General features: G+C 67.7%; 16 protein-coding genes. 8 read left to right on the top strand and 8 right to left on the bottom strand.

All coding sequences use genetic code 11. The annotated features are described in order from the left end of the window. Positions 1-25: 25 nt before the first annotated feature. From M9799_RS03610 to bamC, 5 genes are all read left to right on the top strand, one after another. Positions 26-1,216 carry an MFS transporter gene (locus M9799_RS03610; RefSeq protein ID WP_377007273.1) on the top strand — a complete coding sequence of 397 codons (1,191 nt, stop codon included), beginning with the start codon at positions 26-28 and terminating at the stop codon, positions 1,214-1,216. A 3-nt stretch (positions 1,217-1,219) separates the two neighbouring features. Beyond that, on the top strand, positions 1,220-1,354 hold the full coding sequence (locus M9799_RS03615) for a hypothetical protein (protein ID WP_255662700.1): 135 nt from the start codon (positions 1,220-1,222) through the stop codon (positions 1,352-1,354). A gap of 219 nt (positions 1,355-1,573) precedes the next feature. Further along, positions 1,574-2,104 carry a class I SAM-dependent methyltransferase gene (locus M9799_RS03620; protein WP_231044119.1) on the top strand — a complete coding sequence of 177 codons (531 nt, stop codon included), beginning with the start codon at positions 1,574-1,576 and terminating at the stop codon, positions 2,102-2,104. Positions 2,105-2,216: 112 nt separating this feature from the next. Next, a complete protein-coding gene (gene dapA, locus M9799_RS03625; RefSeq protein WP_231044118.1) occupies positions 2,217-3,113 on the top strand; it encodes a 4-hydroxy-tetrahydrodipicolinate synthase in 897 nt (298 codons plus the stop codon). Positions 3,114-3,149: 36 nt separating this feature from the next. Further along, complete coding sequence (bamC, locus tag M9799_RS03630) at positions 3,150-4,247, top strand: outer membrane protein assembly factor BamC (RefSeq protein WP_231044117.1); 1,098 nt, start codon at positions 3,150-3,152, stop codon at positions 4,245-4,247. 177 nt (positions 4,248-4,424) lie between these two features. Here bamC and M9799_RS03635 read toward each other — a convergent pair whose 3' ends face one another. The 3 genes from M9799_RS03635 to M9799_RS03645 form a co-directional block, all read right to left on the bottom strand. After that, positions 4,425-4,757, bottom strand: a complete 333-nt coding sequence (locus tag M9799_RS03635) for a hypothetical protein (RefSeq protein ID WP_231044116.1) — start codon at positions 4,755-4,757, stop codon at positions 4,425-4,427. A gap of 268 nt (positions 4,758-5,025) precedes the next feature. Next, the gene (locus M9799_RS03640; protein WP_231044115.1) at positions 5,026-6,147 is read right to left on the bottom strand and encodes a cupin domain-containing protein; all 1,122 of its coding nucleotides are present in this window, start codon (positions 6,145-6,147) and stop codon (positions 5,026-5,028) included. A gap of 365 nt (positions 6,148-6,512) precedes the next feature. Then, positions 6,513-7,460 carry a helix-turn-helix domain-containing protein gene (locus M9799_RS03645; protein WP_231044114.1) on the bottom strand — a complete coding sequence of 316 codons (948 nt, stop codon included), beginning with the start codon at positions 7,458-7,460 and terminating at the stop codon, positions 6,513-6,515. Positions 7,461-7,624: 164 nt separating this feature from the next. On the opposite strand from M9799_RS03645, the gene M9799_RS03650 reads away from it, so the two are divergent. Then, positions 7,625-9,076, top strand: coding sequence for an aldehyde dehydrogenase (locus M9799_RS03650; protein ID WP_231044113.1), 1,452 nt, complete (start codon positions 7,625-7,627; stop codon positions 9,074-9,076). Between the two features lie 6 nt (positions 9,077-9,082). Here M9799_RS03650 and M9799_RS03655 read toward each other — a convergent pair whose 3' ends face one another. Continuing rightward, positions 9,083-10,120, bottom strand: a complete 1,038-nt coding sequence (locus M9799_RS03655) for a LacI family DNA-binding transcriptional regulator (RefSeq protein ID WP_231044112.1) — start codon at positions 10,118-10,120, stop codon at positions 9,083-9,085. 143 nt (positions 10,121-10,263) lie between these two features. Between M9799_RS03655 and M9799_RS03660 the strand changes: the two genes are divergently transcribed. Both M9799_RS03660 and M9799_RS03665 read left to right on the top strand, forming a co-directional pair. Next, positions 10,264-11,169, top strand: a complete 906-nt coding sequence (locus M9799_RS03660; RefSeq protein ID WP_231044111.1) for a dihydrodipicolinate synthase family protein — start codon at positions 10,264-10,266, stop codon at positions 11,167-11,169. A 166-nt stretch (positions 11,170-11,335) separates the two neighbouring features. Beyond that, entirely contained in the window at positions 11,336-11,860 is a 525-nt protein-coding gene (locus M9799_RS03665) for an FKBP-type peptidyl-prolyl cis-trans isomerase (protein WP_231044110.1), read from the top strand. A gap of 42 nt (positions 11,861-11,902) precedes the next feature. On the opposite strand, the gene M9799_RS03670 is transcribed toward M9799_RS03665, so the two are convergent. The 4 genes from M9799_RS03670 to coaBC form a co-directional block, all read right to left on the bottom strand. Beyond that, complete coding sequence (locus tag M9799_RS03670) at positions 11,903-12,445, bottom strand: outer membrane lipoprotein (RefSeq protein ID WP_231044109.1); 543 nt, start codon at positions 12,443-12,445, stop codon at positions 11,903-11,905. Between the two features lie 184 nt (positions 12,446-12,629). Further along, positions 12,630-13,079 (bottom strand): dUTP diphosphatase, encoded by a 450-nt coding sequence (gene dut / locus M9799_RS03675; protein ID WP_231044108.1) that lies wholly within the window; start codon positions 13,077-13,079, stop codon positions 12,630-12,632. A 144-nt stretch (positions 13,080-13,223) separates the two neighbouring features. After that, positions 13,224-13,655: a hypothetical protein gene (locus M9799_RS03680; RefSeq protein WP_231044107.1), complete on the bottom strand. Its 432-nt coding sequence runs from the start codon at positions 13,653-13,655 to the stop codon at positions 13,224-13,226. After that, positions 13,652-14,896 carry a bifunctional phosphopantothenoylcysteine decarboxylase/phosphopantothenate--cysteine ligase CoaBC gene (gene coaBC, locus M9799_RS03685; protein WP_231044106.1) on the bottom strand — a complete coding sequence of 415 codons (1,245 nt, stop codon included), beginning with the start codon at positions 14,894-14,896 and terminating at the stop codon, positions 13,652-13,654. Before coaBC ends, M9799_RS03680 begins: the two co-directional genes overlap by 4 nt. Between the last annotated feature and the right edge of the window lie 72 nt (positions 14,897-14,968).

Raw genomic sequence — 14,968 nt, forward strand, 5'->3', positions numbered from 1 at the left:
AAAAACAAGCTCAAAACCACTTTCCATGATGCAGGTGCTGTTGTGCGGGGGCGCAATCGTTACCTTGTCCATGGGCATCCGCCATGGCTTCGGCCTGTGGCTGCAACCCATCACGCAGGAGATGGGCTGGACGCGCGAGTCCTTCGCCATGGCCATCGCCATCCAGAACATCGCCTGGGGCGTCATGGGTATCTTCGTCGGCATGGTGGCCGACCGCTTCGGCGCCTTCCGCGTGCTGCTGGCGGGCGCCGCGGCCTATGCGCTGGGCCTGACGGGCATGGCGCTGTCGACCACGCCGCTGTGGTTTGCGCTCACCGCCGGGCTGCTGATCGGCGCGGCCCAGGCCGGCACCACCTATGCGGTGATCTTCGGCGTGCTGGGGCGGCAGATTCCTGCCGAGCGCCGCTCCTGGGCCATGGGCGTGATAGCGGCCACGGGCTCCTTCGGCCAGTTCTTCATGGTGCCCGTGGAGGGCGCACTGATCGCGCAGATCGGCTGGTCGAACGCGCTGGTCGTGCTGGCCATGCTGGTGCTGATGATCGTGCCGCTGGCCTTCGGCCTGCGCGAGCCCGGCTTTGCCGGCAGCCGGAGCGCGGCCCCGCGCCAGCAGAGCGTGGCCCAGGCGGCGGCCGAGGCGCTGCGCACACCCAGCTTCCTGCTGCTCACGGCGGGCTACTTCGTCTGCGGCTTCCAGGTCATGTTCATCGGCGTGCACATGCCCAGCTACCTCAAGGACTACGGCCTCGCGCCGCAGGTGGCGAGCTACTCGCTGGCGCTGGTCGGACTGTTCAATATCTTCGGCACCTATCTGGCGGGCAACCTGGGGCAGCATTTCCCCAAGCGCTACCTGCTGGCGGGCATCTATTCCCTGCGCTCGGTGGTGACGGTGGCCTTCCTGCTGGCGCCGCTGTCGCCCTGGACGGTCTATGCTTTTTCCGCAGCCATGGGTTTCCTGTGGCTGTCCACGGTGCCGCTGACCAACGCCACGGTGGCGCAGCTCTTCGGCGTGCAGCACCTGTCCATGCTGGGAGGCTTCGTGTTCTTCAGCCACCAGGTCGGCAGCTTCCTGGGCGTCTGGCTGGGCGGCTATCTCTACGACCGCAGCGGCAGCTATGACATCGTGTGGTATCTGTCGATCGCGCTGGGCATCTTTGCGGCGCTGGTCAACCTGCCGATCCGGGAAGCGCCTGTGCAGCGCCAGCCGGTGGCGGCCTGAGCCATGGCCCGGCGTTCCTTGCTCCTGCGCGTGCTGGGCTGGGCGCTGGTTGCGCTGGTGCTGGCGGGGGTGTTCGGGATGTATACGGATCCGGAATTCATGCGGGTGATGGCGGATCAGGTGTGGGCTTGTTTTTAAAAAAGACCAATATGCCCTTTACACGAGGTTCGGCCCTTCATCCTTCGACGGGGCCGCCCAGGCAAGCTCAGGACGAACGGTTTAAAAACACCGTTCGCACTGATCCTGAGCCTGTCGAAGGATCGAAGGGTGTCTCGCGATGTGTGCACCGTTCGCACTGAGCCTGTCCAAGTGCCGGTTTTGATCCGCAGGGCTGGGTTTCCACTCCACAATTCATCAATGTTCCACACCCCCTCCCCCTGGATCCAACGCTTCACCCATCTGGTCCCCGCGGGCGGCACCGTGCTCGATGTAGCCTGTGGACATGGCCGCCATCTGCACTGGTTTGCCGAGCACGGCCATCCGGGCCTAGGAATCGACCGCTCGCAGGAAGCGCTGGCCGCGCTGCCCGCATCGGCGCAGCGGCTGTGCGCCGACATCGAAAACGGCGCCTGGCCGCTGCCGGGCACGCAGTTCGACGCGGTCGTGGTCACGAACTACCTGTGGCGCGCGCTGCTGCCCACGCTGGTGGCGAGCGTCGCACCCGGTGGCGTGCTGCTCTACGAAACCTTTGCCGCGGGCAACGCGCGTTTCGGCAAGCCCTCGCGCCCGGACTTCCTGCTGCAGCCGGGCGAGCTCCTGCACGCCTGCGCGGGCGAGTTGCAAGTCGTTGCCTATGAAGATGGATTTCTCGACAATCCCCCCCGCTGCGTGCAGCGCATTGCGGCGCGGCGCCCGCTGCCGGGCAGCGAGGCCCCTGCGGCGCTCTGAGGGAGCGCTTTTTCCTCCGGGAAACCGCCTGCGCTCCGGGGATGCCCTGGCAAGCGCGCTAATGATTGCGCGCACTCGTTAGAATGTCTCTTTCCCGTTTCCAATTGCGGACATGACCTCTTCCACCGTCGCTCTCACCGGCAGCATTGTTGCCCTCGTCACCCCCATGCACGAAGACGGTAGCGTCGACTACCCGAGCCTGCGCAAACTGATCGACTGGCACATTGCCGAAGGCACCGACTGCATTGGCGTGGTGGGCACCACCGGTGAATCCCCCACCGTCAATGTGGAAGAGCACTGCGAAATCATCCGCGTGGCCGTCGAGCAGGCCGCCAAGCGCGTGCCGATCATGGCCGGCTGCGGTGCCAACTCCACGCAGGAAGCCATCGAACTGGCACGCTTTGCCAAGGCCGTCGGCGCCGACAGCCAGCTGCAGGTCGTGCCCTACTACAACAAGCCCACGCAGGAAGGCCAGTACCAGCACTTCAAGGCCATTGCCGAGGCCGTGGGCGATCTGCCGACGATCCTCTACAACGTGCCCGGCCGCACCATGGCCGACATGCTGCACGACACCGTCCTGCGCCTGGCGCAGATCCCCGGCATCATCGGCATCAAGGAAGCCACGGGCAACATCGAGCGCGCCCAGTGGCTCATCCGCGACGTGCCCGCCGGCTTCGGCGTGTATTCCGGCGATGATCCGACCGCGGTGGCGCTGATGCTCTGCGGCGGCCATGGCAACGTCAGCGTCACGGCCAACATCGCGCCGCGCCTGATGAGCGAGCTGTGCCGGGCGGCGCTGGCCGGCGACGTGCAGCGCGCGATGCAGATCCAGCGCCAGCTGATGCCGGTGCACCGCAACCTGTTCATCGAGGCCAACCCGATTCCCGTGAAGTGGGCCGTGGCGCGCATGGGCCTGTGCGGCGGCACAATGCGCCTGCCGATGACGCAGCTGAGCCCCCAAAATGTCGACGCGGTCGAGAGCGCAATGCGCTCCGCAGAGCTGATCTGAGCTGCGTCCCCCCATCAGAGCACGAGGATAATTCGCGTGAAACCAACTACTGCACGTCTTGGCCTGCTGGGCCTTGCCATGGCGCTGTCCGCCTGCACCACCTTCACTTCGGAAAAGATCGACTACAAGAGCGCGGCCAAGGCGCCCACGCTTGAAGTCCCCCCCGACCTGAGCCAGCTCACGCGCGACACGCGCTACAACGTGCCCGGCGGCGTGGTCTCGGCCAACGCACTGCAGGCCGGCCAGGCGGCCCAGGCCCCCACCGGCGCGCAGACCGTCATCAGCAACGCCGGCGACGTGCGCATCGAGCGCGTGGGCAACGAGCGCTGGCTCGTGATTTCGCGTCCGGCCGACAAGCTCTGGGACCCGGTGCGCGAGTTCTGGCTGGAAAATGGCTTCGTCATGGTCAAGGAGGATGCCAAGCTGGGCATCATGGAAACCGACTGGGCCGAGAACCGCGCCAAGCTGCCGCAGGACGCGATCCGCGCGGCGCTGGGCAAGGTGCTCGACTCGTTCTACTCCACCGGCGAGCGCGACAAGTTCCGCACGCGCCTCGAGCGCAGGCCCGATGGCGGCACCGAGGTCTACATCACCCACCGCGGCATGATCGAGGTCTATTCCACCCAGGACCGCGACTCCACGGCCTGGCAGCCGCGGCCCTCCGATACGGAACTGGAAACCGAGTTCCTGCGCCGCCTGATGGTCAAGCTGGGCCTGAGCCAGGAGCAGTCCCAGGCCGCGGCCGCGTCGGTACGCGCCGCGCCGGCCGCGCCCAGCGCGCGCATGGACACCGTAAACAACGCGCCCGTGGTGCTGCTGGACGAGGGCTTCGACCGCGCCTGGCGCCGTGTCGGCCTGGCGCTGGACCGCACCGGCTTCACGGTCGAGGACCGCGACCGCAGCCGCGGCATCTACTACGTGCGCTATGTCTCTCCGGGAGAGCAAAAGCCCAAGGGCTTCTTCAGCCGCATCTTCAGCCAGGGTGGCGAGGTCGCGGATCCAGTCAAGTACCAGGTGCAGGTGCGCAGCGAGGGCAACCTGTCGACGGTCTCGGTGCTGACCTCGGCCGGCGTGCCCGAGACCTCGGCCAACGCCCAGCGCATCGTGCGCGTGCTGACGGACGACCTGAAGTAAGCCGATCACGCGGCCCGCTCGGGCCGGCGACGAAAAAGCCACCGCTTGCGGTGGCTTTTTTCATGGGTGGCCGGCGAGGTGCGGCCGGCAAGGGCGATCCAGGCATGAAAAAAGCCCCGGTCTCGCGAGCGGGGCCTTGCTTTCATTCCAGAGCCCGGTCACCCGGGCCTGAAGGAATTAGCGAGCGGGGGTGGTGGCAGCGCCGGCAGCGGCGTCGGCAGCAGCCTTGGCAGCGTCGGAGGAAGCATCGGTACCGCCAGTGGTGCCGGTGACGCTGGTCGTGCCGGTGGTGTCGGTAGCGCCAGTGGTGCCGGTGGTGGCATCGGTAGCGGGAGCGCCCAGGGCTGCAGGAGGCGTGTTCTCGACGGGAGCGGCAGGCGTGGTTTCTGCGGGAGCGACCACAGCAGGCGTTTCCGCAGCGGGAACGACCACGGTGGATTCTTCCTTCTTGCTGCAAGCGACGAGGGCGGCAGCAGCGATCACGGTAGCCAGAACGATAGAGTGCTTCATATCAGTATTCCTATTTTGAGGAGCATTGAAAATTCGATATGCCAGCAACGGCCAGCCTCTTGCAGCCATGGAACGTTCCGGCAGAGTCGCAAGAAAATTGCTGCGACACAGCAGGAATTATAGGGAAGGTTTTGGCATTCCTGACGATTGCTGACAACACTTCGACCCTGGTTTGCGCTCATTTTTGGGGGTTAACCCGCTGGTCGCGGCATTGACCTACAAAACCGGTTCATCGCTGCTGGAACTTCTGTCCTGCGCCCCATCCTCATCAGGATGCGCTGCGTATCCAGCCGGCTTCGTGCCAGGACGAAAGCAGCTCCAGCGCATCATCGCTGGCGCGCGCCAGCTCGCGCGCCGACAGCGCGCGCTGGTCGGCCAGCAGCCGCATCAGCTTGGCGTCACGCCCTGCGGCCAGATAGCTCTCGCCATTGATGAAGACATGGCGCGCGTCATACATCATGCGCGTGCGCCGGTCGAGCACGATGGCTTCCAGCATGACGCCCTCCTCGCCCGCCTCGAACCAGACATTGGGTTTGGGATCGGTCAGGTACTCGCCCAGCGCGCGTTCGAGCGCCAGCGGCTCGGCCAGCGCGCGCTCGAGCGCGGCGCGCGCGAATTCGGCCATGCCGGCGGGAATCTCGCCGGGATGGGCCACGGCCTCCTGCTTGGGGTCGCGGTACAGCACCGGGGTTTCGGGCTCGTCGGGCTCGTCCGACATGCGCAGCAGCAGCTCGCGCGCCAGCTCGCCCCGCGCCGGCGCGCGAAAGCCTATCGAATAGGTCATGCATTCGCCCTCGGCCACGCCGTCATGGGCATAGCGCGGCGGCAGATAGAGCATGTCGCCGGGCTCGAGCACGAATTCCTGCTCGGGCTCGAATTCGGCGAGGATCTTCAGCGGCACGCCTTCCTGCAGCTGCAGGTTCTTCTGCCGGCCGATGCGCCAGCGGCGCCTGCCGTGCGCCTGCAGCAGGAACACGTCGTAGCTGTCGAAATGCGGGCCCACGCCGCCGCCATCGGTGGCATAGCTGATCATCAGATCGTCGAGGCGGGCTTCGGGCACGAAACGGAACTGCTGCAGCAGCGCATGCACGCCCGCGTCGTGCATGTCCACGCCCTGCACCAGCAGCGACCAGGCGCGCTGGTCCAGCTTCGGCAGATCGCCGGGGCCAAAGGGGCCGTGGTCCATGCTCCAGCCCTTCTTCTGCTGGCGGATCAGGCGCGACTCGACGCCGTCCTGGCCCGCCAGATCGAACAGCGCATCGCGCCCCACGGGCGCCAGCATGCCCGGCACCGCCTGGCGCACCAGCAGCGGCTTCTTCTGCCAGTGGCGGCGCATGAACTGGGAAGCGGTCATTCCGCCGAGCAGGGCGAGGGGGTGGTCGATATCCATGGGAGTCGGTTTGCAATCTAAGAATGGGGGCATTGTCCTATGGATGTCCATTTGCAAGGCACTTGTCCATGACAGGACCGTGCCCCGGCTTTGAGAACAGGACGTTTAGCCTTCGACAAGGCGCCCAGGCAGGCTTGAGGGGCCCGCCCAGGGCGAACGGTTTACTCGAGTGCAGGCCGTCCATCCTTCGACAGGCTCAGGATTAACGTATCAACCGTTCGCCCTAGGCGGGCCCCCTGAGCCTGTCGAAGGGTGAAGGGCCTGTCCTCGAAAAGATCCACTCATGCGCGTCTGGAGCCCTGAGCCCGCCTGGGCGGCGCCGTCGAAAGGTGGACGGCCAGCGCTCGAAACAAGCACACACAACCTCACCCCAACCCCCGAAACTCGCTCGGAGCCATCCCCGTATACCCCCTGAACGCCCGGCTGAAATGCGCGCTGTTGCTGAACCCGCAGCCAAAGGCGATATCGGTGATCGTGCGCCCCGCATGGCGCGGCTCGCGCAGCTCGCGCATGCACAGCTCCAGGCGCAGCTGCTGGATCCACGCGGCCAGCGTCAGGGGTTCGTCGGCAAACGCGTTGTAGAGGTGGCGCCGGCTGCAGTTCATGGCCGCGGCGATGTCGTCCACGCACAGCCGCGCATCGCGCACATGGGCCGCGACATGGGCGCGGACGCGGTCCTTGAAGGCCTGCTGCCGGGTCACGCCCGTGCCGCCGCCCGACAGCTCCTGGAGCGACAGGTGCACCAGGTCGATCAGCAGCTCGCCCGCGCGTTCGGCCACGGCCGGCGCCATGGTCGGCAGCTCCTGATAGGTGCTGCGCATGGTTTCCAGCGCCACGCGCGCAATGCCCGAGCCGCCGCCGACATTGCGCCCCATCAGGCCTTCGAGCCGGATGCCGCGCTGCTCCAGGCTGCGCCGCGGCAGCATGACGATCAGGTGCTCGGACCAGCCGGGGTTGGCCACTTCGTAGGGCAGGCTGGTGTCGTAGATGACCCAGCTGCCGCTGCGCGCGCTGGCCTCGCGGCCTTGCTGGCTGACGGCCGCGATCCCCTGCCACGGGGCGACGATCTTCACATGCTCCAGGTCATGCGAACGCCGGCCCTGGACGCTGCGCATCACGCGGTGGCGCGCCGCCTCGAGCCGCGTCATGACCACCGCTCCGGCCTGCGAGCGCTGCAGGTGCCCTTCGAACACCGTGTCGCCATACAGGTCCGTGTCCAGTCCCGAGAACAGCGTGGACATCCATTCCTGCCAGGCGGGCACGGCTTCGCGGGCCGTCAGGCCATCGGTGCTCAGGCTGCTTGCGGTGTTCATCGGGCCATTATCCCGACAAGCGCGCCAGCGCTGGAAAACCCTGAGCGCCATGCACCCACAGTCAAGCACCCCGTGCATGCTGGGCATAGCCGCGCAGCGCCCGCAGCCCTAGGATATGCCATGCCCGTGCGGGCGCAGTCCCGCGATTCACTGGAGGAACTTGCATGATCGAACAACAGATGCTGATTGGCGGCCAGACCGTGGGCGCCACCGGTGGCGCGACTTTCGAGCGCCGCAATCCGCTGGACGGCCAGGTCGCCACGCGTGCACCTGCAGCCACCGTGGAGGATGCGCGCGCCGCGGTCGATGCCGCCGCCAAGGCCTTTCCCGCCTGGGCCGCGATGGGTCCGGGCGAGCGCCGCGCGCTGCTGATGAAGGCCGCGCAGGCCATGGAATCCAAGGGCGAGGCCTTTGCCGCGGCCATGGCGGCCGAGACCGGCTCCTCGGGCATCTGGGCCGGCTTCAACGTGCACCTGGCGGCCGACATGTTCCTCGAAGCCGCATCGCTCACGACGCAGATCAGCGGCCAGATCATTCCCTCGAACGTGCCCGGCAGCCTGTCGATGGCGGTGCGCCAGCCGGCGGGCGTGGTGGTCGGCATCGCGCCCTGGAACGCGCCCATCATCCTGGCGGTGCGTGCCATCGCCACGCCGCTGGCCTGCGGCAACACCGTCGTGCTCAAGGGCTCGGAGCTGTGCCCGGCCACGCACGGCCTGATCATCGAGGCCTTGCAGGAAGGCGGCCTGCCGCCGGGCGTGGTGAACTTCGTGACCAATGCGCCGGCCGATGCCGGCGCCGTGGTCGAAGCGCTGATCGCCCACCCGGCCGTGCGCCGCGTGAACTTCACGGGCTCGACGCGCGTGGGCCGCATCATTGGCCAGACGGCCGCCAAATACCTCAAGCCGGCCATTCTGGAGCTGGGCGGCAAGGCACCGTTCCTGGTGCTCGACGATGCCGACATCGACGCCGCCGTGGCCGGAGCGACCTTTGGCGCCTTTGCCAATTCGGGCCAGATCTGCATGTCGACCGAGCGCATCATCGTCGATGAAAAGGTGGCCGACGAATTCATCGCCAAGCTGGTGGCGCGCGCGCAATCGCTGCCGCTGGGCGATCCGCGCCAGGGCCCGGTGGTGCTGGGCTCGGTGGTCGATCGCAACACCGTCGATCGCGTCAACGCCCTGATCGACGATGCCGTGGCCAAAGGCGCCAGGCTGCTGTGCGGCGGCAAGGCCGAGAACACGCTGATGCCCGCCACGCTGCTCGACCACGTGACTTCGGAGATGGACATCTTCTACGAGGAGACCTTCGCGCCGGTGAAGGCCATCGTGCGCGTGCAGGGAGTGGAGGAAGCGATTGCCGTTGCCAACGACAACGAATTCGGCCTGTCCTCCGCCGTCTACGGCCGCGACACGGCGCGCGCCTGGCAGGTCGCGGCGCGCATCGAGTCGGGCATCTGCCATATCAACGGGCCTACCGTGCATGACGAGGCGCAGATGCCCTTCGGCGGCGTCAAGAGCTCGGGCTACGGGCACTTCGGCGGCCAGGCCGGCATCGATGCCTTCACCGACACGCGCTGGATCACGATGCAGACGGCGCCGCGCCACTATCCTTTCTGAAGCGGCTCAGAGACTGTCCCTCAGGACCAGTTCGAAGCCGATGTCGTGCACGGGCTCGGCCACCGCCTGGCCCTGGGCGCGCTGCATGATGAGCTGTGCCGCAAGCTGGCCCATCCTGCGGCCGTCGATGCGCACCGTGGTGAGCGCGGGCGTGGTGTCGGCGGCAAAGACCAGGTCGCCAAACCCCACCACGCCCAGCCTTCCAGGGACTTCGAGCTTGCGGGCCCCGGCTTCCATCAGCACCCCCAGCGCCAGCATGTCGGTGCTGCAGAAAACGCCATCGAAAGCCCTGCCGCTGTCGATCAGCCGGGCCAGCGCCCTGCGGCCCGAGCCCAGCGGCGCAGGCGCCTCGACCTCCGCCACCGGCAGGTCGGAAACCGAGGCCAGGCAGCCGCGCTCCACGAAGCGGCGGGCATAGCCCTGCCGGCGGCGCCGCGCGCGCGGGTCGTTGCCGGTCACCAGCGCGGGCTGGCGTATGCCATGCGCGATCATCAGATCGGCCACGCCGGCGCCCACCTGTTCGTGGGAGAAACCGACCAGCATGTCCACCGGATCGGGGGTCAGATCCCAGGTCTCGACCACCGGGATGCCGGAACTCGCCAGCCGCTCGCGCGCCAGCCCGGACTGCAGCACGCGCGTGAGCACGATGCCGTCCGGCCCGCGGCTGATCAGGTTCTCCAGCAGCTGCACCTCATCCACATCGTCATAGCCGCTCTCGCCCAGCATCAGCTGGTAGCCGTTGGCCGCCAGCGAGCGGATCAGCGACTCGATGGTTTCCTGGAACACCGGCGACGCCAGGGCCGGCACCAGCGCCGCCACCAGCTTGCTGCGCCCCGAGGCCAGTCCGCCGGCCATGCGGTTGGGCACATAGCCGACCTGCGCGATGGCCGCGCGCACCCGGTCGACGGTGGCGGCCGGAACGTTCTGCGGACCGTTGAGCACGCGCGACACCGTCTGTGCGGATACGCCGGCCACTGCCGCGACCTCGGCCAGCGTGACCCTGCCGGAGCCGCGCCTCGGGCGCTTCGACGCAGCGGCTGGCATGGACGGGGACGGACGGTCTTTCATGCGGACGAAGATAGCACGTTCCAACGCATCGACGGTTCGCCGCCCTCGGTGTAATCCCGGTGGAACAGGTCGGTCGTTAGCGCTAATATTAGCGCTAACAATCTGTTTGGATAGTACATATGAAGACAATGTTCAAAGGCCTCTATGTCGTGGCCCAGACCCCCTTTGCAGACGATGGCGGGCTGGATCTGCCCAGCATCGATACGTTGACCGATTTCTATCTGCGGCATGGCGCCGCGGGCTTGACCGTGCTGGGCGTGGCCGGCGAAGCCGCCAAGCTGTCCATGGAGGAAGCGCTGCAGGTGGTCGAGCGCTTCGTGGACCGCGCCCGGGGAGCGCCCGTCATTGCGGGAGTGAGCCATTCCAGCGTGGCACAACTGGCTGCCTTGACCGAGCAGGTCATGGCCGCCGGCGCCACGGGTGTGATGATCGCCCCTCCCGGCGGGCTCAGGACCGAGGAGGAGGTGCTGGGCTACTTCGCCGCGGTTTTCGAGCGCATCGGCGATGTGCCCACCGTGCTGCAGGACTTTCCGTTCTCCACGGGGGTGTGGATGTCCGTGCCGACCATGGCCCGGCTGGTGGAGTGCCACCCGCAGATCCAGGCCATCAAGGAGGAGGACATTCCCAGCGCCGCCAAGATCACGCGGCTGCGTGCCGCGCTGGGCCGCCCGGTGGCGATCCTCACCGGCAACAACGGCGTCTATCTTCCGCAGGAGCTGCAGCGCGGCATCGAAGGGCCGATGTCCGGCTTTTCCCATCCCGAAATGCTGTCGGGCGTCCACCGCCTGTTCACTGAGGGCAAGGTGCAGGAGGCACATGATCTGTTCGATCTCTACCTGCCGCTGCTGAACTTCGAGAACCAGTCCCAGTGGGGCGTTGCCGTGCGCAAGGAGATCCTCAAGCGCCGCGGCGCCATTGCCTCGGCCGCCATGCGCACGCCCGGCCCGCGCCTCACGGCCCAGGACCTGCAGGATATCGACCGGCTGCTGGCCCGGCTGCAGCAGGCGCTGGCGCAGAGGAGCTGAGTGCCGGGGCATGGGGCCGATCCCTTCGGCCGAATGCCCGCCGCTGCGTTGCGCGCTTGACGCTCATGGGAAAATGGCGGCTACTGGCATCTGCCGGCCGCCTGCCTCCGGGCGGCCTTCCCTTTTTCCCTGCGCTGCAGGGCTGACTGCACAAGGCTGCAAACCCATGGAAATCAAAGAACAATGCGTGGTCGCTCTGACCTGGACCCTCAAGGACACCCTGGGCGATGAGCTCGACGTGCTCGACGAGCCCGTCGACTTCCTGGTCGGCGGCGACGACCTGCTCAAGGCCATCGAGCAGGCGCTGCAGGGCCACAGCCCGGGCGCGACGCTGGACCTGCATCTCGAACCCGAAGACGCATTTGGCGACTATGACGAGAAGCTGATCTTCCTCGAGCCGCGCGCGCTGTTCCCCGCCGAAATCGAGGAAGGCATGACCTTCGAGGGCCATGCGCTGCCCAAGGGCACCAATCCCGATGCGCCGCAGGACGCGCTCTATACCGTGACCGACATCTACCCCGAGCATGTGGTGCTGGACGGCAACCACCCGCTGTCCGGCATCGCGCTGCGCCTGCACCTCAAGGTGGAAGGCGTGCGCGAAGCCACCGAGGAGGAAATCGGCCGCGGCAGCGCGGGCACGGGGTTCTTCCGCATCCAGCCGCAGGTGCCGGGCAACGACACCTTGCATTGAAAGGCCTGCAGGGGACTGGTCCAGCCCCCTGCATTGCCAGACTTAACGCACCAGCTGGTCGCCCTCGATGCGCACGCGGTCGCCGATGTTGAGCTGCGGCGGGTTCGGGTAATCAAAGGAACGCAGGCTGCCGTCGCGCGCTTCCACCGTGACGCGGTAGATGTCGCGCACGCCGCCGCCGCCCATGTTGTTCTGCACGGCGTTGCCCGCCAGCGCACCGCCCACCACGCCCGCGGCCGTGGCCAGCGTGCGGCCCGAGCCGCCGCCGACGTTGTGGCCCACCAGGCCGCCAAGCACGCCACCGATGATCGCGCCACCCGCGCCCACGCCGCTCGAGTCCTGCACGCGCACGGTTTCGATGTTCACCACCCGGCCTTGCTGCACCTGCACCGGATAGCTCTGCGGGTAGCCTTGGTTGGGATAGCCCTGGTTGGCATAGCCGCCGCTGGAATAGATGGGCTGGGAAGCCACCGGATAGCTGGGCTGGCCATAGCCGCCACCCTGCGGATAGCCAGCGCATGCCGTCAGCGCAGCGACGATCGCGCCCGCACCCAAGACCCGGCTCCAACGTTGAATGTTTTGCATGGATATCTCCTGTTGCGACATGCCGGCGGAACATGGGTCGACGGACTCCCGTCCCCGGCACGGACTGGTCCATTTTGACCAGCCTGTCAAGCTATAACGGTAGGCCGGCATCCAATGTCGACAGGTTTGACACTTGCTCACACAAAGTGCTTCCGGATACGGTTCGATGCGCCTGGCAAGCGCCTCAGGCCTTGCCTGTCGAGCCGTAGCCGCCCTCGCCGCGCTGCGACACCGCGCCGAATTCCTCGACCAGGCGGAAGCTCGGCTGCACCACGGGCACGATCACCAGCTGCGCCAGCCGGTCCATGGGTTGCAGCGTGAAGGCGGTGGGCGAACGGTTCCAGGCGCTGACCATCAGCTGGCCCTGGTAGTCGCTGTCGATCAGGCCGACCAGATTGCCCAGCACGATGCCATGCTTGTGGCCCAGGCCCGAGCGCGGCAGGATCATGGCGGCATAGCCCGGGTCGGCCAGATGGATGGCCATGCCCGTGGGCACCAATTGCCATTCGCCGGGTGCCAGCGTCAGCGGCGCGTCGAGGCAGGCGCGCAGGTCGAGGCCGGCGCTGCCGGGCGTGGCATAGGCGGGCATGTTGTCGCGCAGCCGCGCGTCGAGGATCTTCAGGTCAACGTTCATGGGATAGGGCCCCGCAGCCGGCACGAGGGCCAGGCGCAGGGAATCTGTGCAAAGGAAAAAGGGATGCCCGGCCGCACGCGCGCCGCAGCAATGGGCCGCCATCATCGCCGAAATTGCCGTGCCCGCGCGCCGCGCCTGCCGGCTTCAGCGTTTTTTGCGGCGCAGGCCCTTGGCCAGCAGGCCCACGAGCATCAGCAGGCCAAACAGCGCGAACACCGCGCCCTGCGAGAAAAACACCGCCACGCCCAGCACCAGCAGCAGCGCCATCGGCACCAGCTTGCCCCAGACCAGGGCCTTCAGCCCCGCGGCGCGCGCCGCCGCCGCTGCCGGGCGCGCGCGTGCGGCGCCGGGCACGCCAGCGCCTTTTGCCGCAGGTGGGGCAGCGGCACGCGTGCCATCGCTCGCACGGGCCGCGCGCTGCTGTTGCTCGGCCTGGGCCAGCAGCTGGTCCACATAGCGGGCGAAATCGCCATCGGCCGGCCCGCCATAGCCGACCTCGACGGCAGGCTCCGGGGCATCGAGCCAGGCTTGCGTGCTGCGGCGCAGGCCCTTCGGGCTTTGCATCCAGGAGCTCATGCGGACACCTGTGCAATGCTGGCGGGCACGGCGCGCAGCCGCTGCGCGATTTCCGCGACCAGTTGCTGCGCCAGCACGCGCTTGGAGGCCCGCGGCAGTTCGCGGTGGCCCTCGGCATCGACCAGCAGCAGCGCGTTGTCGTCCTGCCCGAAGGTGGCCGGGCCGATGTTGCCGACCAGCAGCGGCACCTGCTTGCGCAGCCGCTTGGCCGTGGCATGCGCCAGCAGGTCGTGGCTTTCGGCGGCGAAGCCGACGCAATAGAGCGCGCCGGCGCGCGCGCGCGGCGACTGCGCCACGCGCGCCAGGATGTCGGCGTTTTCCACGAAGGCCAGCGCCGGCACCTCGCCCGAGCCGTCCTTCTTGATCTTCTGCTCCGAGGCCAGCGCCGGTCGCCAGTCGGCCACTGCCGCCGTGGCGATGAACACGCTGGCCGCATCGGCCGCCTGCTCGACGGCCAGCAGCATCTGCGCCGCCGACTGCACGTCGATGCGGCGCACGCCGCGCGGCGTGGCAAGCGCTACCGGGCCGGCCACGAGCGTGACCTCGGCGCCGGCCTCGCGCGCCGCGCGGGCGATGGCAAAACCCATCTTGCCGCTCGAGCGGTTGGTGATGCCGCGCACCGGATCAATGGCCTCGAAGGTCGGGCCTGCGGTGACCAGCACATGCTGGCCCGCGAGCCGTTGCGGCGTGAAGAAGGCACTCAATTCATCCATCAGCTCGGCCGGCTCGAGCATGCGGCCGTCGCCGGTCTCGCCGCAGGCCTGCTCGCCCGTGCCCACGCCCAGCACGGTGGCGCCATCGCGCGCGACCTGCGCGAAATTGCGCTGCGTCGCGGGATGCACCCACATCTCGCGGTTCATGGCCGGCGCCAGCAGCAGTGGCACGCGCCCGATGGGCCGCGCCAGGCACATGAGGCTGAGCAGTTCGTCCGAGCGGCCCTGCGCCAGGCGCGCCGCGAAATCGGCGCTGCACGGCGCGATCAGGATGGCATCGGCCGCGCGCGACAGATTGATGTGCGGCATGTTGTTGGCCTCGCGCGCGTCCCACTGCGAGCCATAGACCGTGCGGCCCGACAGCGCCTGCATGGTCACGGGCGTGATGAACTGCTCGGCCGCCTCGGTCATGACGACCTGCACGGTCGCGCCGGCCTTGACCAACAGCCGGCACAGCTCCGCCGACTTGTAACAAGCAACGCCCCCACTGAGGCCCAGAACCAGATGTTTGCCAGCGAACTCTTTCATGCAGGGAATTTAGCAGACAAGGCGCCGCTTGACAGGGTATATCGCCCCCCGGCCGGGCGCGCCACAGAGGCA

The organism is Comamonas endophytica, assembly GCF_023634805.2.
Taxonomy (GTDB): Bacteria; Pseudomonadota; Gammaproteobacteria; order Burkholderiales; family Burkholderiaceae_C; genus Comamonas; species Comamonas endophytica.

Bases quoted from the DNA above. Each gene is read 5' to 3' on its own strand.
- M9799_RS03610 (WP_377007273.1), top strand. From the start codon at position 26: ATGATGCAGGTGCTGTTGTGCGGGGGCGCAATCGTTACCTTGTCCATG.
- M9799_RS03615 (WP_255662700.1), top strand. From the start codon at position 1,220: ATGGCCCGGCGTTCCTTGCTCCTGCGCGTGCTGGGCTGGGCGCTGGTT.
- M9799_RS03620 (WP_231044119.1), top strand. From the start codon at position 1,574: ATGTTCCACACCCCCTCCCCCTGGATCCAACGCTTCACCCATCTGGTC.
- dapA (WP_231044118.1), top strand. From the start codon at position 2,217: ATGACCTCTTCCACCGTCGCTCTCACCGGCAGCATTGTTGCCCTCGTC.
- M9799_RS03635 (WP_231044116.1), bottom strand. From the start codon at position 4,757: ATGAAGCACTCTATCGTTCTGGCTACCGTGATCGCTGCTGCCGCCCTC.
- M9799_RS03640 (WP_231044115.1), bottom strand. From the start codon at position 6,147: ATGGATATCGACCACCCCCTCGCCCTGCTCGGCGGAATGACCGCTTCC.
- M9799_RS03645 (WP_231044114.1), bottom strand. From the start codon at position 7,460: ATGAACACCGCAAGCAGCCTGAGCACCGATGGCCTGACGGCCCGCGAA.
- M9799_RS03650 (WP_231044113.1), top strand. From the start codon at position 7,625: ATGATCGAACAACAGATGCTGATTGGCGGCCAGACCGTGGGCGCCACC.
- M9799_RS03655 (WP_231044112.1), bottom strand. From the start codon at position 10,120: ATGCCAGCCGCTGCGTCGAAGCGCCCGAGGCGCGGCTCCGGCAGGGTC.
- M9799_RS03660 (WP_231044111.1), top strand. From the start codon at position 10,264: ATGAAGACAATGTTCAAAGGCCTCTATGTCGTGGCCCAGACCCCCTTT.
- M9799_RS03665 (WP_231044110.1), top strand. From the start codon at position 11,336: ATGGAAATCAAAGAACAATGCGTGGTCGCTCTGACCTGGACCCTCAAG.
- M9799_RS03670 (WP_231044109.1), bottom strand. From the start codon at position 12,445: ATGCAAAACATTCAACGTTGGAGCCGGGTCTTGGGTGCGGGCGCGATC.
- dut (WP_231044108.1), bottom strand. From the start codon at position 13,079: ATGAACGTTGACCTGAAGATCCTCGACGCGCGGCTGCGCGACAACATG.
- M9799_RS03680 (WP_231044107.1), bottom strand. From the start codon at position 13,655: ATGAGCTCCTGGATGCAAAGCCCGAAGGGCCTGCGCCGCAGCACGCAA.
- coaBC (WP_231044106.1), bottom strand. From the start codon at position 14,896: ATGAAAGAGTTCGCTGGCAAACATCTGGTTCTGGGCCTCAGTGGGGGC.